Genomic DNA, 20,638 nt, shown 5'->3' with positions numbered 1-20,638 from the left:
GTCACAGGCTTGGGACGCTGACGACCCGATGCTGCGCGCCCTTGATATCCGCGATATGCTGATCATCGACCGGCTGGAATTGACCTTTCAGCCGGGCTTGAACGCGCTGACCGGCGAGACGGGGGCGGGCAAGTCGATCCTGCTCGACTCGCTGGGCTTTGTGCTGGGCTGGCGCGGTCGGGCCGAACTGGTCCGGCAGGGGGCCGCGCAGGGCGAGGTCGTGGCCGAGTTCGAACTGCCCGAGGGTCATCCCGCCCATGCGATCCTGACCGAGGCCGGTTTGCCCGGCGGCTCGGAACTGATCCTGCGCCGCGTCAACACTGCCGAGGGGCGCAAAACCGCCTGGGTCAATGACCGCCGCTGCTCGGGCGAGGTGCTGCGGGCGCTGTCGGAAACCTTGGTCGAACTGCACGGACAGCATGATGACCGGGGCTTGCTGAACCCGCGCGGCCATCGCGGCATGCTGGACGCCTATGCCGGGGCCGAGCCGCAATTGGCCGCCGTGCGCGCCGCCTGGACCGAGATGGCGCGGGCCCGCAAGGCCCTGGCCGAGACCGAGGCCGCCGTGGCCGCCGTGCGCAGCGAAGAAGAATTTCTGCGGCATTCCGTGGCCGAACTCGACAAACTTGATCCGCAGCCGGGCGAGGACGCCGAACTCGACGCGCGCCGCCGGATGATGCAGGGGGCCGAGCGCATCCGTGACGACGTGGCCCGTGCCTTTGCCATGCTGGGCGGTGACGGGGCCGAAGGGGCGATGGCGGATGCCTTGCGCTGGCTGGAAGGCGTCGCCGACCGGGCCGAGGGCCAACTGGACGAGCCGATCGCGGCCCTTGGGCGCGCCCTTATCGAACTGGGCGAGGCGCAGGACGGCGTGACCGCCTGCCTCGAGGCGCTGGACTTCAACCCGGCCGAGTTGGAGCAGACCGAGGAACGTCTATTCGCCATCCGAGCGCTGGCCCGCAAACATGACGTGGCCCCCGATGACCTGAGCGGTTACGCCGACACGCTGCGCGCCCGGCTGGGCCAGCTTGAGGCCGGTGACGCCGACCTGGCCGACCGCCGTGTTGCGGTGCAGGCCGCGCAGGCCACCTATAACGCGGCCGCCGAGGCGCTCAGCGCCCTGCGGCGCGAGGCTGCCGGCCGGCTGGACGCGGCGGTAATGGCCGAGCTTGCGCCGCTCAAGATGGAGCGTGCGGTGTTCCAGACCCAGATCACGCCCGCCGACCCCGGACCCGAGGGGCAGGACGCCGTGGCCTTTACCGTGGCCACCAACCCGGGCGCCCCGTCGGGCCCGCTGAACAAAATCGCCTCGGGCGGGGAGCTCAGCCGCTTTCTGCTGGCGCTCAAGGTGTGCCTGTCGGGCGATGACAGCACCCGGACAATGATCTTTGACGAAATCGACCGCGGGGTGGGCGGCGCCACCGCGGACGCCGTGGGCCGCAGGCTTGCTGCGCTGGCGCAGGGCGGGCAGGTGCTGGTGGTAACCCATTCTCCGCAGGTCGCGGCCCGCGCGGCGCATCACTGGCGGGTTCAGAAGCACGTGACCGACGGGCAGACCCTGTCCACTGTCCTGCCGCTGTCCGAACCGGACCGGATCGACGAGATCGCACGCATGGTCTCGGGCGACGTCATCACGGATGAAGCCCGCGCGGCCGCCCGTTCGTTGTTGCAAGCCTGATGCAGCCGGGCGGCGACACTTGCCTTCAATATCTTGTCAGCCGACTTTTCTAAGCGCCCGGCGTGGCTTAGTAAAGGATACCTGTTTATCCACAAAGCCCCATGACACAATCAACCCGAACCGTCCTGCGCACTCAGCTCAACCAGGCCCTGGCCGCGCTCAAGGACGCGTGGCGGGTACTGCGGCACCGCGGGCCAAGCCAGATCCAGTTCTGGTTCATCGCGCTGGTGATCGGGATCACGGCGGGCTTCATGGCTTTGGGATTTCGCAAGGGGATCGCGGCCCTGCAAGCGCTGGTCTATCAGACCGATGACATCCTGTTTCTGCACAGCTTTGCCGAGAAACTGCACTGGGCCTGGATTTTGGCGATCCCCACGGTTGGAGGGCTGGTCGTCGGGATCATCCTGCACCGCTTTACCGATGACGGGAGAGTTCGGTCTGTCGCCGATGTGATCGAAGGATCCGCGATCAGTGATGGCCGGGTCGAAACCAAAGCAGGGGTCGCGTCGTTTTTCGCCTCGCTGATCACACTCAGCACGGGCGGGTCGACGGGTCGCGAAGGGCCAGTGGTGCACATGGCGGGCGTGCTTTCGACTTGGGTATGCCAGCGTATCAACGCGGATGGAATAACCGGCCGCGACCTGCTGGGCTGCGCCGTGGCCGCCGCTGTATCGGCCAGTTTCAACGCCCCGATCGCCGGAGCGCTGTTCGCGCTGGAAGTCGTGCTGCGCCATTTTGCAGTCCACGCATTTGCACCGATCGTGATTGCGTCGGTGGCGGGCACCGTCATCAACCGGCTGGCATATGGCGATGTGACCGAGTTTGTCCTGGACACGCCCGGATCCCTGCAATTTTACGTCGAACTTCCGGCCTTTCTGATCCTTGGGCTGATCTGCGGGCTGGTCTCGCTGTTGCTGATGCGGTCGATCTTTTTTGCCGAAGATTTCGGCAATCACGTGCAGGCGCGCCTGTCGCTGCCGCGCTGGCTGCGACCCGCAGTGTCCGGCGCGATGCTGGGCGTGCTGGCGGTGTGGTTCCCGCATATCATAGGCGTCGGATACGAGACGACCATCCGTGCCCTGACCGGAGATCTGATGCTGACCACGGCCATCCTGTTTGCAGTGATGAAAACCGTGGCAGTGGCCATAACCATGGGTGGACGTATGGGCGGCGGGGTATTTTCTCCGTCGTTGATGATCGGCGCGCTGACCGGCCTTGCGTTTGGCCTGATCGCCACAGGCCTTCTGCCAAGCGTGTCGGGCACGCATACGCTATATGCTTTTGCCGGCATGGGTGCTGTTGCGGCGGCGGTTCTCGGCGCTCCGATATCAACCACGTTGATTGTGTTCGAACTGACCGGAGACTGGCAGATCGGCCTTGCCGTGATGGTCTCGGTGTCCATGTCCACGGCGTTGGCCTCGCGCCTTGTGGACCGGTCCTTCTTCCTGACCCAGCTCGAGCGCCGCGGGGTGCATTTGGCCGCCGGGCCACAGGCTTATTTGCTGGCGATGCTGCGCGCCGGAGCCGTGATGCGACCGCTGGGAGATCCGAATACGGTAAGCAGGGAGGAGGTTCAGGAGATGATCGAGCAGGGTTTGTGCGTCCGGGCCAGCGCAACCCTCGAGGCGGCAATGCCCTATTTCGATCGAGACGGAATCACCTGGCTCCCGGTGGTTGTTCGGGATGATGACGGGGTCGAAAACCCGGTCGGAGCCTTGTACCACGTGGACGCATTGAAGGCGTACAATCGTGCACTGGCCGCAACAGCGGCCGAGGAACACTCGTGATGCAGCAGTGGCAGGCGGGCCACTGAGAGTTTCTCTTTGATTTTGACGCCTTGTCAAAAAATGAGAGCATTCTAGCCTGATGGAAGAATTATCCCTGATAGTCACTTTGATTGAGGTGTGAACATGGCTTTCGAACGGTCTTCTTTGCTGACTGTGGTGGCTGCGGTTTCGATGATTGGTGCTGTCCCCGCGCGGGCGCAGGAGGCTCCGTACGTGACCGGCTTTCTCGGTATCACCGATATGGGCGACTATGATTTTGATTTTTTCCAGACAGTTCCTTCGGTCGTGGTTGGCCAAGGCACCATCACAACCGACAATGGTGTAACCTACGGTCTGGCCGTCGGACTGCGTGTCGCGCCAAATCTGCGGGCCGAGTTCGAACTTTCATATGCTTCGAATGATACCAAGGAAATCGGCCGCCCGTTTACTCAGTATGACGGAAGCTTTGATGCGACCTTCGGGATGGCAAACCTTTGGTATGACGTCCCGGTACAGGGCAGGTTCAAGCCCTATGTTGGTGGCGGGCTTGGGTTTGCACGCGTGTCCCACGACGGTCAGTCCGGTGCTGGCGTGACACTGGTCGATGACAGTGACACCGCCATTGCGGGGCAATTGGGGTTTGGCGGACGTTTTCAGGTAGGGGAACGCGGGAACATTGACATCGGGTACCGCTACAAGACGACCGGCGATCTTGATTTCGCCACGACCCAAGTGTTCATCCCGACAGATCTCGCGAATGGCCGCTACTCTTCGCACTCGCTCATTCTCGGATACAGCTACAGTTTCTGACAGACGTAGTTGAGGGCCAGGTTTGTCCAGCCCTCAAATCTGTTCGACCTTCACCGACTCCAGCGGGTAGAAAGCAAGGTAGCCTTTGATTTCGGCAACGGCGGGAATTGGATCTTCATAGCTCCAGACCGCATTCTTCGTCACGCTCGACTTGTTGACGATCGAGTAGTGCGTAGCATCGCCTTTGTGCGGGCAATGGGTCAACTTTTCGGTCTTGTCCAGAAAGGCCATCGCGATGTCTGCACGCGGAAAGTAGATGACGGGGGCCAGATCGCCTTCCAACAGTTCCAGGGCGTTGGTCGTTTCGCCCAGAATCGCGCCACCGGACCTGACGCACCACTTGCCAGGTGCTTTGCGGATCTTGATGTAATCTGTCATGTCTGCTCCTTCCCTCGTCGTCGCGGCCTCGTTGTGGTCAGGCCTTCGCCTATGCCCATAGTATGTGACAAACGGGTGTCACAAGGGCGCGGTTGCGGCATCCAACCACAGTTGCGCGGCATGTGACAGTCTTGGCCGGACTTTTTCCGCCACGTCCCGGTGATACGCGTTCAGCCAATCACGCTCGGCACTGGTCAGCATATCTACGACGATCAGGCGTCGATCGATGGGGACATATGTCAGTGTCCGCCAGCACAGCATCGCGCGCTCGGGGTCTGCGCCGGGCAGGGCGGGGGCCTCCTCAACAACCAGCAGGTTTTCAATCCGAATGCCGAAGGCACCTTCGCGGTAGTAACCCGGTTCGTTCGACAGGATCATCCCGGGCTCGAGCGGAACGTGGCTGACCCGCGCCAGGCGCTGTGGCCCTTCGTGAACGCTCAGGTATGCGCCGACACCGTGGCCGACGCCGTGATTGAAATCCTGGCCTGCGGCCCACAAAGGTGCCCGGGCGATGCACTCGATGTCTCGACCGGCCAGACCAACGGGCCAGCGCAGTTGCGACATCGCGATCATTCCCTTCAGAACCCGGGTAAAGCAGGTTTTTTCCTCGTCTCCCACCGTGCCGATGGGGATCGTCCGGGTGATGTCCGTGGTACCATCCAGATACTGCCCGCCGCTGTCCAGAACCAGAATATGACCGTCCTCAAGCCGGCTGTCGGTTTCTTCGGTCACTCTGTAGTGCATGATGGCGCCGTTTGGCCCGGTGCCCGCAATGGTGTCGAACGAGATATCCTGCAACGCATTGTCGCGCCGCCGGTTCTCCTCCAGCTGTGTGACCACCTGCGTTTCAGTCACGCTGCCGGGGGGTTGGGCATCCAGCCAGCACAGAGTTTCGATGACGGCGGCGGCGTCACGAAGATGCGCGGCGGCGCTGCCAGCAATTTCGGCTTCGTTCTTGCAGGCCTTGGGGCGTGCGCAGGGATCGCCACCGTCCACAGCCCGGTCGCCAAGCACATCGGCAACGGCATGCGGCAGAGTTCCCATGTCCACTTGCACCGCGCCCTCAAGCGCCGCAACAGCGTTCAGGAACGCGTCGGGTTCGTGGATCGAAACGCGCGGCCCCAGATGCTCGTCCATCCCCTTCAGCTTTTTTGCAGCCATGAACAGGTCCACGTGCCCGTCGGCCTGCAAAATCGCAAACCCATGCGCAACCGGGTTATATGGGATGTCTGACCCGCGGATGTTCAGCAGCCACATGATCGAATCCGGCAACGTGATGACGGCAGCCGACCTCCCGTTCTGAGCCAGAACCGAAGCCAGCCGCGAAACCTTGCTTTCGGCGCTTTCGCCTGCAAATTCCAGCGGGTGCACCTTGACCGGGTTCATTGGCGGTGGTGGCTGGTCGGACCAGATGCGGTCCACAAGATTGTCTGACGGAACCAACTGGATCCCGCTATTCTGCAGTTCGGCCCGGGTTGCCGTGATCTGTCCGGCGGAATGCAGCCACGGATCGAACGCCACCCGCCCTCCATCGGGCAACTGCTGTTTCAACCACGCCGAAAGGCTTACGTCGGGCCACGGTACCGGCGTGAAATCGGGCGCCACCTGCGCCTTGACCTGAGTGCGATACCGACCGTCCACAAATACGCCGGCCACGTTTCGCAGCGCTGCGCAGAACCCGGCAGAACCGGTGAATCCGGTCAGCCATGCCAGCCGCCCGTCGCGGGCGGCCACATATTCGCCCTGATGCGCGTCGGCACGTGGGACGATGAAGCAATCCAGTCCTTCGCGCTCCAACTCTGTGCGCAAAGCCGCCAATCTTGGCGGCCCCTGTTCGGGCCGCGCCGTGACTTCGAAAGACTGGAACATCTGCTTCTCCTTCGGCTCACTACAGGTCTTGATCGCCTGCCTTCACCTTTCTTTTAAATGCTCCCGCTGGAGGCAAGACCGGCCTCATCCGGCCTTTTTCATGCCCATCACGCGGGCCCGCGCGCGCGGGTCGCTGTCGAACAGCGCGGCTAATTGCTCGGTCATCGCTCCTGCCAGCTGTTCGACATCGGTGATCGTGACCGCGCGATCATAATAGCGGGTGACGTCGTGGCCGATGCCGATGGCCAGCAACTCGACCATCTTGCGCTTTTCGACCATGGCGATGACATCGCGCAGATGCTTCTCAAGGTAGTTGGCGGGGTTCACGCTGAGTGTTGAATCATCGACCGGAGCGCCATCCGAGATCACCATCAGGATCTTGCGCTGTTCACGACGCGCCAGCATCCGGCGGTGGGCCCATTCCAACGCCTCGCCGTCAATGTTTTCCTTCAGCAGGCCTTCTTTCATCATCAGGCCAAGATTGGGCCGTGCGCGGCGCCAAGGCGCGTCGGCGCCCTTGTAGACGATGTGGCGCAGGTCATTCAGGCGGCCGGGTTGCTGTGGGCGGCCATCGTTCAGCCACGCCTCACGCGCTTGTCCGCCTTTCCAGGCCCGCGTCGTGAAGCCCAGGATCTCGACCTTCACGTTGCACCGTTCCAGCGTGCGGGCCAGAACATCGGCGCAGATCGCTGCAATGGAAATCGGCCTTCCACGCATCGAGCCAGAATTGTCCAGCAACAGCGTCACCACGGTGTCGCGGAACTCGGTATCCTTCTCGACCTTGAAGCTGAGCGGTGTCGTGGGGTTGGCTACCACCCGCGCCAGCCGACCGGCATCCAGAATGCCCTCTTCGCGGTCAAACTCCCAGCTGCGGTTCTGCTGTGCCTGAAGGCGGCGCTGCAGCTTGTTGGCCAAGCGGCTTACAGCGCCCTTCAGCGGCTCGAGCTGCTGATCCAGATAGGCGCGCAGCCGTTCCAGTTCGGCGGGTTCGGCAAGGTCCTCGGCCGCAATCTCTTCGTCATGTGTGTTCAGGTAGACCATGTAGTCCGGATCGGCCTCGGAGGCGGGCGGAGGGGCAGGCGGCTCCAAAGGCGCTTCGCCCTCGGGCATCTCGGCTTCTTCACCCATCTCGTCCTCGGCCATCTCGTCCATCGAGACCTGCGCCTGAGACTGATCCTGTTGCTCTTCCTGAGTTTGCTCGGGCGTCGCGTCGGCGTCCTGGTCGTCTTGGTCGTCCTGGCCGGTGCTGTCCGGATCGGGCTGTTCTTCGGCGTCTTCCTCGGCCTGATCTTCCTGATCTTCGTCCAGTTCGTCCGGGTCGTCACCCAACTGGTCGCCATAGCCCAGATCCTTGATCATCTGGCGGGCGAATTTGGCGAATTCGGCCTGATCCGAGAGCACCTCGTCGAGATTCTCCAACACCCCGCCGGCCTGTTCCTCGATGAATCCGCGCCACAGGTTCATGACGTTCTCGGCTGCAGCGGGCAGATCACGCCCGGTCGCCAGATGACGGATCAGATAACCCGCCGCCACCGCAAGCGGTGCCTCCGAGGGTTGCTTGCATTGGTCATAGCCGCGCCGCAACGCCTCGTGGCCGATCTTGACGTCAATGTTCGAAGCCGTGCCGGGCATGTCCCGGGCGCCCATCGCTTCGCACCGGGCGGTTTCCATCGCTTCATAGAGGTCGCGCGCCATATCTCCCGGAGGCGCATATCGTGCATGCGTCGCATCGTCATGGTAGCGACGGTTCAGCGCCAGGGCATCTGCGGTGCCCCGCGCCAAAAGAACCTCTTCGCGTGTCATTCGGCGTGACACCTGCGGCAGGCGCATCGAGTCTCCGGACAGGCCCGACGGGTCGACGGAATAGCTTACCGACAACTCGGGATCATCGGCCATGACCTTGGTCGCCTCGGCCAGAGCCTTCTTGAACGGATCAGCAGGGTTGTCGTTCTTCTGCGCCATATCTATCAGCCCTCACTCACGCCCTTAGGCCCGACGCCCGGTTAAAGTGGCCGGACCCCGTCTTCATCTGGCCCCCGATGTCCCCGCCGGGGGCGTTGCGCCCGATCTGGGCGCAATCGATGCCATCAACCCAGGCTCACGCTGGCCGCGCTTTCCGGCAGTTCTTCATCAAAACAACGCTGATAGAACTCGGCAACGGTCTGCCGTTCCAACTCGTCGCATTTGTTCAGGAAAGACAGGCGGAAGGCGTAGCCCACGTCGCGGAAGATCTCGGCGTTCTGCGCCCAGTTGATAACGGTGCGCGGGCTCATCACGGTCGACAGATCGCCGTTCATGAACGCCGTCCGGGTCAGGTCGGCAACGGTGACCATCTGGCTGACGGTCTTGCGGCCCTTTTCGGTGTTGTAATGCGGCGCCTTGGACAGAACGATCATCACCTCGGCGTCGTGGCTGAGGTAGTTGAGCGTCGCCACCAGCGACCAGCGGTCCATCTGGGCCTGGTTGATCTGCTGAACGCCATGATACAGGCCGGTGGTGTCACCCAGACCCACGGTGTTGGCGGTCGCGAACAGGCGGAAATAGGGGTTCGGCGTGATGATCTCGTTCTGGTCCAGCAAGGTGAGCTTGCCGTCATGCTCCAGAACCCGCTGGATCACGAACATCACGTCGGCGCGGCCGGCATCGTATTCGTCGAACACGATGGCCACAGGGTTGCGCAGCGCCCAGGGCAGGATGCCTTCGTGGAATTCAGTCACCTGTTTGCCGTCGCGCAGCTTGATCGCATCCTTGCCGATCAGGTCGATCCGGCTGATGTGGCTGTCCAGATTGACGCGCACGGCAGGCCAGTTCAGTCGCGCAGCGACCTGCTCGATATGGGTCGATTTGCCGGTGCCGTGATAGCCTTGGATCATCACCCGGCGGTTGTGGGTGAACCCGGCCAGAATTGCCAGCGTGGTTTCGGGATCAAACTTGTAGGTAGGGTCGATTGCCGGCACGCGGTCGCTGCTTTCGGCGAACCCTTTGACGGACATATTGCTGTCGATCCCGAACACGTCACGGACCGAGATCTCTTCGGTGGGTTTTGCGTTGATATCGGTCGATCCGTCAGCCATTCGCCTTGTCCTTATCCTTTGGCCCGTTTTGCCGGGTTTGAACCCGTGTGTGGTGCAACATATTGCAGATAAGGGCAAGGGAAAGCGGCCCCCTTGGAAAGGTGAGCAGGTTTTTCTTTCAAACTGGCCCTATTGACGTGCGGGCGATCCTTGGTCGCGACGCGTACCAGGTGCAGGTCAAGCCGCGTTTGTCAACAAAGGCACTGCGGCCAGTTCGGACGCACATGCCGATCCATGTGTCGGAAATGCTGTATGCAGGTAAGTATTCAATAATCCAAATGTTGAAAATTACCTTATCAGACATATGAAAAATGGTCTCATGGGGCTTTTTGAAAGTTGCTCAAGTACACAGCAGATTTCTTTGCTAGTCGCGAGCCTGAACTGTCAGGTGGCAATACCAGACGTCGAGATGGCAGTTTCTGGATTCAACGTCATCCTAAGGACGTGTAGAAACTAGGCAGGGCAACACTTTCGGCGAACTGGAAAGTGACCTCGGGCAAATGCCACAAGAAATCTTCACAACTTGCGGCTCGTCACGTGCAGATATTGAAATGTGTTGTGGAGGTGGTACACTATTTCGGACTTAGTTTGAGTAAAAGGTTGCCATGGCTTTAGTAATTACCGGTCCAACGAGGATTTTCTTTCCTCCGAACACGGACACATTTTCTGTGGACTACAACTCCAACAAGCCAGCGTCTTGGTTTGTATCTGTAACAGATGACGGACTTCTTTCTCCTTCAGATTACTCGGTTACTATTTCCAGTGCTGGTTTACTAACAGTGGACCTGCAGCCGGGGGTTATTGTTCCCCCAAATACAACTCTGAGTTTGATCGTCAGAGCCTCCAGCGGGCCTGGAAATGGCAACAATGCCTCGATTGGGGTAACCGTTAGCTTGCCCGCTGGAACGGTGCCGTGTTTCGTGAAAGGGACATTGATTGAAACTGAAAGTGGCTGTCGCGCTGTTGAGGAACTCGCTGTTGGTGACAAAGTGCGCGCTTCCAGTGGTGAACTGCTACGCATCGAGTGGATCGGAGAGAAGACCCTGCAGGCAGAAGCTTTGAAGCGAAACCCCCAGTTACGTCCGGTTTGCATTCAGAAAGGTGCATTCGGAAAAGGACTGCCTGACCGAGATTTGTACGTTTCTCCACAACATAGGATTGTCGTGGAGGGTTGGCGCGCAGAGTTGCTGTTTGGAGAGCCAAAAGTTTTCGCCGCGGCAGTTCATCTCGTTAACGATCAAACAATTCGCCAAGTAAATTCTTATGATCCCGTTACATACTACCATATTGCTTGCTGTCGCCACGCGATACTGTTGTCGAATGGTTTGCCAACTGAAAGTCTGTTTTTAGGTGAAATGGCGGTGATGTCCTTCGATCGGGAGGATGCCGAGGAACTCCGTGTGCTATTTCCCGAACTGCGAAACGCGGCATCCGCTTTTGAGCAAACGCGCGTACGTTGCCTAAAACGCCCCGAAGCTGCTGCGTTACGCGATACATTCGCGCACTAAAACCGCTATTTGAAGTTTCTGCTGTCCTTGATTTGATCCCAGGCCCAGACGACTTCCTGCAGCTGTTCTTCCTGGCTGCGGTCGCCGCCGTTCATGTCCGGGTGCAGCACCTTGATCAGCTTTTTGTAGGCTTTGCGAACCTCGGCCTTGGTCCAGGTGTCCTTGGCTTCGAGGATTTCGATCGCACGACGCTCAGTAGGCGGCAGACGACGGCCTGTTGCGGCCCGACCGGGGTTCTTGGTCGCGTTTTCGCCCAGAACCTGATGCGGATCTTCGATGCCAAGCCGGGCCCAAGCCCGCGCCTCGGGATCGCCCATCGGCTTGGTTTCGCGCTCCCACACTTTGTCTTTCGACCGTTGGGCGTTCAGTTCGGCCTCGGTGGTGCCGTCGAAGAAATTCCACTTCTGGTTATACTCGCGCACGTGCTGCTGGCAGAACCAGAAAAAGTCGTCCAGCACATCCGGTGCCTTGGGCGCGCGGAACTTGCCGGCTTCCTGGCATCCTTCGTGGTCACAGACCCGGGTCGAGGTCTCGGACGCGCCCGACATGCCCCGACGCCCGCGCGGGTTTTTCTTCTTGGCGCTGGACACCGACATGTCGAATCCGAAGGGATCTGGTTTCACCATATGCTCATCCTCATGAACGCGTCTTTTCGACTCGGAGGCAGCAGTTTAATCTAAGTGATCGAAAGTAGAAGAGGGGCGCGGCAAAATATTTGCCGCTGAGCGTAAAAATGACCGTGACCGACGAAATCCGCCAGCGATTGCAGGCCGAGTTCAACCCGCGTGAACTGGAAGTCGTGGATGACAGTGAACGCCATCGCGGCCACGCAGGGTTTCAGGAGGGCGGCGAAAGCCACTTCAACGTCCGCATTCGCGCTGAAGCGTTTCAGGGGCAGTCCCGCGTTGCGCGCCACCGGGCCGTTCACAAGGCCCTCGGCGACATCGTTCCGCGTATCCACGCCCTGGCTTTGGACATCGGTGACTAAAGCCTTTCGCCCGACTTTTTCGATTATTGTCGGTTTTTTCGAATAATCTGCTATGTTTCCCGTGATTTGCGCGGAGGAAACTATGGAACAGATGAGCCACGCCGTTCGTACGGTGCTGTCAAAATACGCAACCTTTCAAGGGCGCGCACCGCGCTCCGAGTTCTGGTGGTGGGTGTTGGCGATCTTTCTGGTGCTGATTGTCACACAGTTGATAGACGGTGCGGTGGTGGCGCCTTTGCTGGGCTTCGATGCCTTCGCTTCGGAAGCCGGTCAACCGCTGTCGTGGCTAGTCTCGTTGGGCGTGATCGTGCCGAACATCGCGGTGGGTGTGCGCCGTCTGCATGACACCGGGCGGTCCGGTTGGTGGATCCTGATCGGTTTGATTCCGCTGATCGGTACGCTGATCCTTCTGTATTTCTACATTCAACCCAGCGAGCAGGCCGAAAACGCCTATGGTGCCGCGCCGGCCTGACGCGGCCTTCGCCTAGCTGTCGGGCTTTTCTTTCTCTTCCTCGGCATCCGCTTTGGGGGCATCTTCTGACTTGGCCGGCTTCAGCGTCAGCGGCGGGTCGTCATGGTCCTGCGCGATGCGGGCCGGAGCCTCGACTTGACCGGCCGCAGCCGCATCGTCCGGGCCAGGAACCGGTCGTGCCAGTGGAGTGTCATCCGCTTCTGGCGGGGTCAGGAGTGCGGCGACGTCGTCGTTGGCGACTTCGGTTTCGACCGCACGGCGAAACACCAGAACATTGCGCCAGTTTTCGGCGGACCCGGTCAGGCCGACCCGCTCCTCGCTGGGCAGCAGCTCTGCGCGCTGGTACTCCCAGCCTTTCGCACCCAACTCGTTCAGCAAATGCTCGATGGTGACGGCAAACCGGCCCTCGGGTGTTTTGACCCCCTTGGCTTTGGTGCCTTTCTTGGGGGCCGGGACGACCTTGTATTCGTAACGCTGCATCAATGGTTCCTGAACTGGTGTTGGCGGGCAATGTATCGTTCCGTCCGGGACGGGGAACAGAAAACTTCACGCCCCGGCGAATTTCAGCCTCGACTGTTGCTTTCCCCATGCGTCGCCTTTGAGGCGATCTTCAAGCACAGCTCGGTCGCCACCGCCATGTCCTGGACCGAGATCCACTCCAGCGGCCCGTGGATGCATTGCATCCCGGTAAAGATGTTGGGGCAGGGGGTGCCAAATTCGGTCAGGCGCGACCCGTCGGTGCCGCCGCGGATCGGAACCGAGACCGGCTCGATCCCCATGTCACGGCAGGCCTCGCACGCCAGATCCACCGGTGTCATGTCCTTTTCCAGCCAATAGCGCATGTTGCGGTACTGGTGGCTGATCTCGACGCTGATCTTGGCGCGCGGTTCGCTGGCCTGTACTGCATCACAGACCTTGCGCACCAACTCGCCCTTGGCTTCCAGCCCGTCCATCTCGAAATCGCGCAGGATCAGCTTGATCTCCATCTCGGACGAGCCGCCGTTCAGGTCGGTCACGTGGATGAACCCTTCGCGCCCGTCGGTGACTTCGGGGGTCATGGTGGCCTGCGGCAACGTCTGCACGATCTTGGCCGCCAGATGGGTCGCGTTCACCATCTTGTCCTTGGCCAGGCCCGGGTGAATCGAAACGCCCTCGATCCGGATCACCGCCCGGTCAGCCGAGAAGCTCTCGTATTCGATCTCGCCCAGTTGCTGCCCATCCAGCGTATAGGCGAAGTCGGCGCCCAGATCCTTGGGAAGCGCCTCGGTCACGCCCCGGCCGATTTCCTCGTCGGGGGTAAAGGCGATGCGGATCGGTCCATGCGCGATCGTCCGATCGGCCAGCAGGTGCCGGGCCATGGTCATGATGATCGACACGCCCGCCTTGTCATCGGCGCCCAGCAGCGTGGTGCCCGAGGCTGTGATCAGGTCGTCACCAACCTTGCTGGCCAGATAGGGGTGCTCGGCCGGGGACAGCACCAGTGACGGATCGTCGGGAAAGGTGATGTCGCCGCCATTGTAGCCCTTGATGACCCGCGGCTTGACCCCGGTCGCGTTGAACTGCGGCGCGGTGTCCACATGGGCCAGAAAGCCGATGGTTGGCCCCGGCGCGGTGCCCGGAATGGTAGCCAGAACGACGCCATAGTCCGTCATGGTCACATCCTGCGCGCCCATTTCGGTCAGCTCCTGCCGCAGCAGGTTCAGCATGTCGTATTGGATTTCCGTGCTGGGGGTGGTGGGTGAGTTTTCGTCGCTCTGGCTGTCGATAGCCGCGTAGCGAACCAGCCGGTCCTCCAGCTCCTGGTCAAATCTGTTCTGCATGGCACCTTACCTCTCTGGCCAAGACAAAGGCCGCAACCGGCCGCCCGAGTCAAGCGCCGCCTCGAGCCTGGAAGGCGTCAAGAACTCCGGGTAAAACTTTGAGCAACCGGGCAAACCCGGCTGCCCGGCCTGTACAAATGGAAAGACCTTATTGGCCCAGCTTCTGCGCAACCAACTGGTTGACCGCCTTGGGGTTGGCCTTGCCGCCGGTGGCCTTCATCACCTGTCCGACGAACCAGCCGGCCAGCTTTGGGTTCACCTTGGCCTTCTCGACCTGGGCCGGGTTGGCAGCGATGATCTCGTCCAAAGCAGCCTCTATGGCACCGGTGTCGGTCACCTGCTTCATGCCGCGCTCTTCGACGATCTGCGCCGGGTCGCCGCCTTCGGTATAGACGATCTCGAACAGGTCCTTGGCGATCTTGCCCGAGATGGCGTCCGAGGCGATCAGGTCGATGATCTCACCCAGCTGCGCGGGCGAAACCGGCGAGTCGGTGATGTCGCGGTCATCTTTCTTCAGGCGGCCGAACAGCTCGTTGATGACCCAGTTCGCGGCCAGCTTGCCGTTGCGACCCTTGGCGACCTCTTCGAAGTACACGGCCGATTCAACCTCGGCGGTCAGCACCGAGGCGTCATAGTCGGTCAGGCCAAAATCGTTGATGAAACGGGCCTTTTTCTCGTCCGGCAGCTCGGGCAGCTTGGCGGCGATGTCATCGACCCAAGCCTGCTTGATCTCAAGCGGCAGCAGGTCGGGGTCCGGGAAATAGCGATAGTCGTGCGCCTCTTCCTTGGACCGCATCGAGCGCGTCTCGCCCTTGTCGGGGTCATACAGGCGGGTCTCCTGCTCGACCTTGCCGCCGGCCTCGACGATGGCGATCTGGCGACGCGCCTCGACCTCGATGGCCTGCTGGATGAAACGCATCGAGTTCATGTTCTTGATCTCGCAACGCGTGCCCAAGTGCGAAAAGTCCTGCGTTTCCATGTATTTCTCATAGTCGCCCGGACGGCAGATCGACACGTTCACGTCGGCCCGCAGATTGCCGTTCTGCATGTTGCCGTCGCAGGTGCCAAGGTAACGCATGATCTGGCGCAGCTTGGCGATGTAGGCGGCGGCCTCTTCCGGGCCGCGGATGTCGGGGCGGCTGACGATCTCCATCAGGCAGACGCCGGTGCGGTTCAGGTCGACGAAGGACATGTTCGGATCCATGTCGTGGATCGATTTGCCTGCGTCCTGTTCCATGTGGATACGCTCGATGCGCACCATGCGCGCGGTGCCGTCGCCCAGTTCCACCAGAACTTCGCCTTCGCCCACGATCGGGTGATACAGCTGGGAAATCTGGTAGCCCTGTGGCAGGTCGGGATAGAAATAGTTCTTGCGGTCAAAGGCCGATTTCAGGTTGATCTGCGCTTTCAGGCCAAGACCCGTGCGCACTGCCTGTTCCACGCAGAATTCGTTGATCACCGGCAGCATGCCCGGCATGGCCGCATCCACGAAAGACACGTTCGAGTTCGGCTCGGCCCCGAATTTGGTCGATGCCCCCGAGAACAGCTTGGCATTGGACGAGACCTGCGCGTGCACCTCCATCCCGATCACCAGTTCCCAGTCGTGCTTGGCACCGGCGATGGTCTTGGGTTTGGGCAGTTCATAGGTCAAGTCGAGCATGGCGCGCCTCATTTCCGCAGAAGTTCAGGCATGGGTATTATGCCCGGCAAGGCCAAGGGGCAAGGGGCAAAGGGCGCCGAGACGCAATTCTCAGTGGCTGGTCAGTTGCAGACCTGAAGGCGTGAAGGTCACGTCGGTCCCGTTGCGCAATTCCTCGCGGAACAGATCACCGATGGCGCGCAAAGCGTCACGCTGTCCACGTGCCGCGAACCGCTCGGGTGAGTTGACGCGGACCGAGTTGTTGAACCCGTTGGCCGCGTGGGCCCAGATGAGCGGGTGCAGTTCGGTCAAATGATCGCGGATCAGCCATTGGGCGGCCTCCCGGATCTGGCACCGGACCAGATCGGCCTTGTCGTCCAGACCGAACCCATTCTGCACCGTGATCGCGCAATACGAGGCCAGCAGGTTGATCGTTTGCTGGTCCGGCATCCGTTGCACAATGTCGCGCAGACCTTCCAGAAAATACTCGACGTCCAGCCGCGCGCAGGCTTGTTCATCCAAGGCAATTGCGTCGAACTGAACCCACGTGTATCCGCCGGCACCCCACGTGTCGCGCGTGTTCGCGGCATTGCGCAGGGCCTGCACCTCAAGCTCTTCATAGCTGCCGAACCATCGCGGCAGCAGGTGGCTGCCCATCGCGCGCATGTGTCGATGGTTTCGCGGATCCAGCGAAATAAGGCGTTCGTACTGATCCGCCACCCGGGCCCGCTGGGTGCGCTGACCAGCCAGCAGGGCACAGTCGGCGGCGGCGACCACAGGGCTGTCCGGCAGCGCCTTGCGGCACTCGGGCAGGATGGCTGCAGCCCGGTCAAAATGTGCAGCACAGCGTGAACGATGCAGCGGCGGTAGCGCCGCGTCCAGAGCCGTGCCACGCCACGCCCATGCCAGATCGATGTGGGCCAGAGCGACGATGAGAGCAATCATCGGATCATCGGGATGATCCTGTTTCACACCCTCAAGCTCGGAAATACCGCCAAGCAGGTCGTACTCGGCGATCGCACCGCCGTCGGACAGCGCGTGTTCGGCGGCCAGGACAACATCCGATCGCGCGCCAAATGCCAGAAGATCGGCGATGGGCAGCCCGTCCGGGGCTGTTGTCCGCGCTTGGTCCGCGGCCCGGATCTCGGTTGACAGTTCGGCCCAACGATCCTGCCGAGCAAGATGGCGCCCGCGTTCGATCATGTCCCGCCCGATCAGGTCAGCCGCACCCAGTTCCGCAACGGGAATATTGAGACGCCCGACATCTTCCAGACAGCGGGAACCCGCGTCCGAAACCGGAGCCACGTGAGTTGATATGGGATTGATACGGGCAAGACCTGCCCAGAACGACCGGAACATCGAAAACACTCGAAACTGTACAAACTTGTTAACTAGCGATGAATTCTGAACCGGAATTGTGACCAGTTCAAGGATTCTAACATTAAACTTTCTGCTTCAATGGATCAGACAGGATCAATCTACGCGGATTCCGTGAATCGTTTCAGAAAACCGTGAAATGGTGCCGATCAACCCGGAAGCCGGCTTGTTGCAGCGCCTGTTCCAGCTGTTTGTGCGGCGGTAGGGACTCGTCCGGCAGGCGCAACCGCTTGCCGCTGGTCAACACAATCGACACGCGCACGGAAAAATCCCAGCGCGTGTCGAAGCGGAAGAAGTCGATCTCGGTCAGGTCGATCTCGCCCTGCCGGGCGCCCGAATGCCAGCTCAGTTTGGCCGGGTCCAGGTTCAGCCCGGCATCGGTGTCGCGCAGCACGTCCCACAACGCGGGCAGGGTGCCCAGCGCCAGCAACCCGATCAGCCACCAGACCGCGCCGAAAACCAGCACAAGTGCCAGCAGCCCCGCATAGACAGCGGCCAGGATGGCGATGCTGCGGGGCGACCGGTTGTGTCGGGTAAAGCGAAACCCGGAGCCCTCGGGCGCCGTCATGCCCCGAGGATGCGCGAGATCATCTCGGTCGTGTCGCGCGACAGGTTCGGGGTTTCGGCGATGCGGGTCAGTTGGGCGCGGATCAGGTCCTGGCGGTCGGCGTCATAGCGTTTCCAGGTCTGGAAGGCGGTGCACATGCGCGCGGTGGTCTGCGGGTTGACCGGGTCCAACCGGATCAGCCAGTCGGCCAGCAGGTCGTAGGCCTCGCCGCTGGCGTGGTGGAACCCGGCATGGTTCATTGCCAGCCCACCCATCAGCGCACGGAACCGGTTGGGGTTCTTCCAGTTGAAATCCGGATGCTCGGACAGGGCGCGGGCGATCCGCGGCGCATCGTCCGGGGCGGCCAGCGAGGCCTGAAGCCCGAACCATTTGTCCAACACCAGCCGGTCATGGCGCCATTGGTCGTAGAATGCCGCCAGTTCCGCCTGACCTTTGCCAGCACGCAGCAGGCAGGACAAAGCGCTAAGCTGCAGGGTCATGTTGTCGGCCTTGGCATAGACCTCGGCCGCCATCGCCCCGCCGTCCAGCCGGGTTGTCAGGGCCAGCGCGGCGCTGCCCAGGGCGCGCTTGCCCGCCTGTTCGGCATCGGGCGAATAGGGGCCGTCGACCAGCGCCTCGGAGTGCAGGCGGGGCAGCAGGTCCTGCATGTGCTGGGCGGTGGCCTGGCGCAGAGTCTCGACCGCGCGCCAGATCGCCATCGGGTCGGGCGTTTCGCCCTGTTCGTGCAGCGCGGCGGCCAGTTCCGATTGGGTCGGCAGGCCCAGCATCAGCGCGCGATAGGCCGGGTCCAGATCGGCGTCGCGCAGAACGGCCAGCAGACCATCCAGGTATTCGGCATCGGGGGCCGCGTCCTGGGTGATCATGCGCAGCAGGGTATCCTGCGCCAGCGTCCGTCCGGCCTCCCAGCGGTTGAACGGATCAGTGTCATGGGCCAACAAAAACGCGCGTTCGGCGTTTGGGCGGTCGTGTTCAAGGATCACCGGCGCCGAGAACTCCCGCAGGATCGAGGCGACGGGCCGCGCGGACAACCCCTCGAAGGTGAAGCTCTGGCGCGCTTCGGTCAGTTCCAGCACCTCGGTACCGCGCACCTCGTCGCCATTGCGACCCAGCAGACCCACGGCCACGGGGATCACCTGTGGCAGCTTCTCGGGCTGGCCGGGCGTGGCTAGGGTGCTCTGAGACAGGGTCAGGGTATAGGTGCCGTCGGCCCAATCCTCCTCGACCTTCACCCGGGGTGTGCCGGACTGGCTGTACCAGCGCTTGAACTGGGTCAGGTCGCGGCCGGTCGTGTCCTCGAACACTTTCAGCCAGTCTTCGATCGTGCAGGCCTGCCCGTCATGGCGTTCGAAATACAGATCCAGCGCCTTGGAATAGGCCTCGTCCCCCACCAGAGTTTTCAGCATGCCGATCACCTCGGCGCCTTTTTCATAGACGGTCGCGGTGTAGAAGTTGTTGATCTCTTGAAAGCTTTCGGGGCGCACGGGGTGCGACAGCGGCCCGTTGTCCTCGGGGATCTGGCGCGCGCGCAGGTCGATCACGTCATGGATGCGCTTGACCGCGGCCGAGCGCATGTCCGAGGTGAACTGTGCGTCGCGGAACACGGTCAGCCCCTCTTTCAGGCACAGCTGGAACCAGTCGCGGCAGGTGATGCGGTTGCCGGTCCAGTTGTGGAAATACTCATGCGCGATGATCGCCTCGATCCGTTCGAAATTGGCATCGGTCGAGGTTTCAGGGCTGGCCAGCACCGCCGACGAGTTGAAGATGTTCAGCCCCTTGTTCTCCATCGCGCCCATGTTGAAATCATCCACCGCGACGATGTTGAAAACGTCCAGATCGTATTCGCGGCCATAGACATCCTCGTCCCATTTCATCGACCGCTTCAAGGCCTCCATGCCAAAGGCGCATTTGCCCTCGTCCCCGGGGCGGACCCACAGATTTAGCTCCACATGCCGCCCCGATTTGGTGGTGAAACTGTCGGAATGGGCAAGCAGCCCACCGGCGACCAGAGCGAACAGATAGGCGGGCTTGGGCCAGGGGTCGGTCCATTCGGCCCAGCCTTCGCCCTTGCCCGTCGGGTTGCCGTTGGACAGCAGCACCGACAGGTCGCCGTTGATGCGCACGGTGAAGGTGGACATCACGTCGGGACGGTCGGGATAGAAGGTGATCTTGCGGAACCCCTCGGCCTCGCACTGGGTGCAATACATGCCGTTCGACATGTAAAGCCCTTCGAGCGCGGTGTTGTTGCCGGGGTCGATCTCGACCTCGGCCTCCCAGACAAAGGGGGCATCGGGGACGCTGGCGGTCAGGCCTTTGTCGGTGACGTCAGGAGTGATCGGGGTGCCGTCGATGCTGGCGCGGATCAGCTTCAGCTCTTCACCGTGCAAAAAAAACGTGCGGTCGGTGGCCTGCGGATTGGGCCGGAACGCGATGCGCGATGTCACGCGCGTTGCCTGCGGGGCCAGATCGAAGGTCAGGTGAACGCTGTCGACCAGAAAACCGAAGGGCGAATAGTCGGACAGGTAGATCGTAGTGGGGGCGGCGTCGCGCATCTGGGGCCTCGTGTCGGTGTGTTCCCGCGCGACGTTAGGAGGATCGCCGTGGCGCTGCAAGCAGGCGGGTCAGGGCGGCATTCCCTTGTACGGTTTGAAGCTGTTTCAGCCGGAATGGAAAGGCGGATTGATGCAGCGGCAA

Annotated in this window: 17 protein-coding genes; 6 read left to right on the top strand and 11 right to left on the bottom strand. The window is 61.6% G+C overall.

Annotation, left to right across the window (positions count from 1 at the left end; all coding sequences use genetic code 11):
* Window positions 1-28: 28 nt before the first annotated feature.
* The 3 genes from recN to ACR0LD_RS08140 all read left to right on the top strand — a co-directional run bounded on the left by recN (window position 29) and on the right by ACR0LD_RS08140 (window position 4,254).
* Window positions 29-1,678, top strand: a complete 1,650-nt coding sequence (recN, locus tag ACR0LD_RS08150; RefSeq protein WP_480636407.1) for a DNA repair protein RecN — start codon at window positions 29-31, stop codon at window positions 1,676-1,678.
* Between the two features lie 101 nt (window positions 1,679-1,779).
* Window positions 1,780-3,465: a chloride channel protein gene (locus tag ACR0LD_RS08145; RefSeq protein ID WP_480636404.1), complete on the top strand. Its 1,686-nt coding sequence runs from the start codon at window positions 1,780-1,782 to the stop codon at window positions 3,463-3,465.
* A gap of 123 nt (window positions 3,466-3,588) precedes the next feature.
* Window positions 3,589-4,254: an outer membrane protein gene (locus ACR0LD_RS08140; protein WP_170391021.1), complete on the top strand. Its 666-nt coding sequence runs from the start codon at window positions 3,589-3,591 to the stop codon at window positions 4,252-4,254.
* 33 nt (window positions 4,255-4,287) lie between these two features.
* Here the strand turns inward: ACR0LD_RS08140 and ACR0LD_RS08135 are convergent, their stop codons facing one another.
* From ACR0LD_RS08135 to cobS, 4 genes are all read right to left on the bottom strand, one after another.
* Window positions 4,288-4,632: a DUF427 domain-containing protein gene (locus tag ACR0LD_RS08135; RefSeq protein ID WP_480636403.1), complete on the bottom strand. Its 345-nt coding sequence runs from the start codon at window positions 4,630-4,632 to the stop codon at window positions 4,288-4,290.
* A gap of 78 nt (window positions 4,633-4,710) precedes the next feature.
* Complete coding sequence (locus ACR0LD_RS08130; RefSeq protein ID WP_480636401.1) at window positions 4,711-6,501, bottom strand: aminopeptidase P family protein; 1,791 nt, start codon at window positions 6,499-6,501, stop codon at window positions 4,711-4,713.
* A gap of 84 nt (window positions 6,502-6,585) precedes the next feature.
* Complete coding sequence (gene cobT, locus ACR0LD_RS08125; protein ID WP_170436798.1) at window positions 6,586-8,463, bottom strand: cobaltochelatase subunit CobT; 1,878 nt, start codon at window positions 8,461-8,463, stop codon at window positions 6,586-6,588.
* Window positions 8,464-8,588: 125 nt separating this feature from the next.
* Window positions 8,589-9,575 carry a cobaltochelatase subunit CobS gene (cobS, locus tag ACR0LD_RS08120; RefSeq protein WP_093964859.1) on the bottom strand — a complete coding sequence of 329 codons (987 nt, stop codon included), beginning with the start codon at window positions 9,573-9,575 and terminating at the stop codon, window positions 8,589-8,591.
* Window positions 9,576-10,180: 605 nt separating this feature from the next.
* Here cobS and ACR0LD_RS08115 point away from each other — a divergent pair.
* Window positions 10,181-11,083: a Hint domain-containing protein gene (locus ACR0LD_RS08115; RefSeq protein ID WP_480636399.1), complete on the top strand. Its 903-nt coding sequence runs from the start codon at window positions 10,181-10,183 to the stop codon at window positions 11,081-11,083.
* A gap of 5 nt (window positions 11,084-11,088) precedes the next feature.
* Here ACR0LD_RS08115 and ACR0LD_RS08110 read toward each other — a convergent pair whose 3' ends face one another.
* Window positions 11,089-11,709, bottom strand: coding sequence for a J domain-containing protein (locus ACR0LD_RS08110; RefSeq protein WP_170340931.1), 621 nt, complete (start codon window positions 11,707-11,709; stop codon window positions 11,089-11,091).
* Between the two features lie 107 nt (window positions 11,710-11,816).
* Here ACR0LD_RS08110 and ACR0LD_RS08105 point away from each other — a divergent pair, with 107 nt between their 5' ends.
* The gene (locus ACR0LD_RS08105) at window positions 11,817-12,071 is read left to right on the top strand and encodes a BolA family protein (RefSeq protein WP_480636397.1); all 255 of its coding nucleotides are present in this window, start codon (window positions 11,817-11,819) and stop codon (window positions 12,069-12,071) included.
* A gap of 82 nt (window positions 12,072-12,153) precedes the next feature.
* A complete protein-coding gene (locus tag ACR0LD_RS08100; protein ID WP_480636395.1) occupies window positions 12,154-12,543 on the top strand; it encodes a DUF805 domain-containing protein in 390 nt (129 codons plus the stop codon).
* 12 nt (window positions 12,544-12,555) lie between these two features.
* Here ACR0LD_RS08100 and ACR0LD_RS08095 read toward each other — a convergent pair whose 3' ends face one another.
* From ACR0LD_RS08095 to pepN, 6 genes are all read right to left on the bottom strand, one after another.
* Complete coding sequence (locus ACR0LD_RS08095) at window positions 12,556-13,023, bottom strand: DUF4177 domain-containing protein (protein ID WP_170434671.1); 468 nt, start codon at window positions 13,021-13,023, stop codon at window positions 12,556-12,558.
* 83 nt (window positions 13,024-13,106) lie between these two features.
* On the bottom strand, window positions 13,107-14,363 hold the full coding sequence (gene pepT / locus ACR0LD_RS08090; RefSeq protein WP_480636393.1) for a peptidase T: 1,257 nt from the start codon (window positions 14,361-14,363) through the stop codon (window positions 13,107-13,109).
* Between the two features lie 148 nt (window positions 14,364-14,511).
* Complete coding sequence (gene gatB, locus ACR0LD_RS08085) at window positions 14,512-16,023, bottom strand: Asp-tRNA(Asn)/Glu-tRNA(Gln) amidotransferase subunit GatB (RefSeq protein WP_480636391.1); 1,512 nt, start codon at window positions 16,021-16,023, stop codon at window positions 14,512-14,514.
* Between the two features lie 90 nt (window positions 16,024-16,113).
* Window positions 16,114-17,361, bottom strand: coding sequence for a hypothetical protein (locus ACR0LD_RS08080; RefSeq protein WP_170371517.1), 1,248 nt, complete (start codon window positions 17,359-17,361; stop codon window positions 16,114-16,116).
* A gap of 142 nt (window positions 17,362-17,503) precedes the next feature.
* Window positions 17,504-17,947, bottom strand: coding sequence for a hypothetical protein (locus ACR0LD_RS08075; protein ID WP_480636388.1), 444 nt, complete (start codon window positions 17,945-17,947; stop codon window positions 17,504-17,506).
* Window positions 17,944-20,496, bottom strand: coding sequence for an aminopeptidase N (pepN, locus tag ACR0LD_RS08070; RefSeq protein WP_480636387.1), 2,553 nt, complete (start codon window positions 20,494-20,496; stop codon window positions 17,944-17,946). Before pepN ends, ACR0LD_RS08075 begins: the two co-directional genes overlap by 4 nt.
* Window positions 20,497-20,638: the final 142 nt, after the last annotated feature.

This window comes from Ruegeria sp. BF8 (assembly GCF_056538625.1).
Note: the sequence above shows the minus strand (reverse complement) of the source record. Positions and strands in the feature narration are given on the sequence as shown.

Excerpts from the sequence above, each read along its gene's own strand:
- recN (WP_480636407.1), top strand. The coding sequence starts at position 29 with ATGCTGCGCGCCCTTGATATCCGCGATATGCTGATCATCGACCGGCTG.
- ACR0LD_RS08145 (WP_480636404.1), top strand. The coding sequence starts at position 1,780 with ATGACACAATCAACCCGAACCGTCCTGCGCACTCAGCTCAACCAGGCC.
- ACR0LD_RS08140 (WP_170391021.1), top strand. The coding sequence starts at position 3,589 with ATGGCTTTCGAACGGTCTTCTTTGCTGACTGTGGTGGCTGCGGTTTCG.
- ACR0LD_RS08135 (WP_480636403.1), bottom strand. The coding sequence starts at position 4,632 with ATGACAGATTACATCAAGATCCGCAAAGCACCTGGCAAGTGGTGCGTC.
- ACR0LD_RS08130 (WP_480636401.1), bottom strand. The coding sequence starts at position 6,501 with ATGTTCCAGTCTTTCGAAGTCACGGCGCGGCCCGAACAGGGGCCGCCA.
- cobT (WP_170436798.1), bottom strand. The coding sequence starts at position 8,463 with ATGGCGCAGAAGAACGACAACCCTGCTGATCCGTTCAAGAAGGCTCTG.
- cobS (WP_093964859.1), bottom strand. The coding sequence starts at position 9,575 with ATGGCTGACGGATCGACCGATATCAACGCAAAACCCACCGAAGAGATC.
- ACR0LD_RS08115 (WP_480636399.1), top strand. The coding sequence starts at position 10,181 with ATGGCTTTAGTAATTACCGGTCCAACGAGGATTTTCTTTCCTCCGAAC.
- ACR0LD_RS08110 (WP_170340931.1), bottom strand. The coding sequence starts at position 11,709 with ATGGTGAAACCAGATCCCTTCGGATTCGACATGTCGGTGTCCAGCGCC.
- ACR0LD_RS08105 (WP_480636397.1), top strand. The coding sequence starts at position 11,817 with ATGACCGTGACCGACGAAATCCGCCAGCGATTGCAGGCCGAGTTCAAC.
- ACR0LD_RS08100 (WP_480636395.1), top strand. The coding sequence starts at position 12,154 with ATGGAACAGATGAGCCACGCCGTTCGTACGGTGCTGTCAAAATACGCA.
- ACR0LD_RS08095 (WP_170434671.1), bottom strand. The coding sequence starts at position 13,023 with ATGCAGCGTTACGAATACAAGGTCGTCCCGGCCCCCAAGAAAGGCACC.
- pepT (WP_480636393.1), bottom strand. The coding sequence starts at position 14,363 with ATGCAGAACAGATTTGACCAGGAGCTGGAGGACCGGCTGGTTCGCTAC.
- gatB (WP_480636391.1), bottom strand. The coding sequence starts at position 16,023 with ATGCTCGACTTGACCTATGAACTGCCCAAACCCAAGACCATCGCCGGT.
- ACR0LD_RS08080 (WP_170371517.1), bottom strand. The coding sequence starts at position 17,361 with ATGTTCCGGTCGTTCTGGGCAGGTCTTGCCCGTATCAATCCCATATCA.
- ACR0LD_RS08075 (WP_480636388.1), bottom strand. The coding sequence starts at position 17,947 with ATGACGGCGCCCGAGGGCTCCGGGTTTCGCTTTACCCGACACAACCGG.
- pepN (WP_480636387.1), bottom strand. The coding sequence starts at position 20,496 with ATGCGCGACGCCGCCCCCACTACGATCTACCTGTCCGACTATTCGCCC.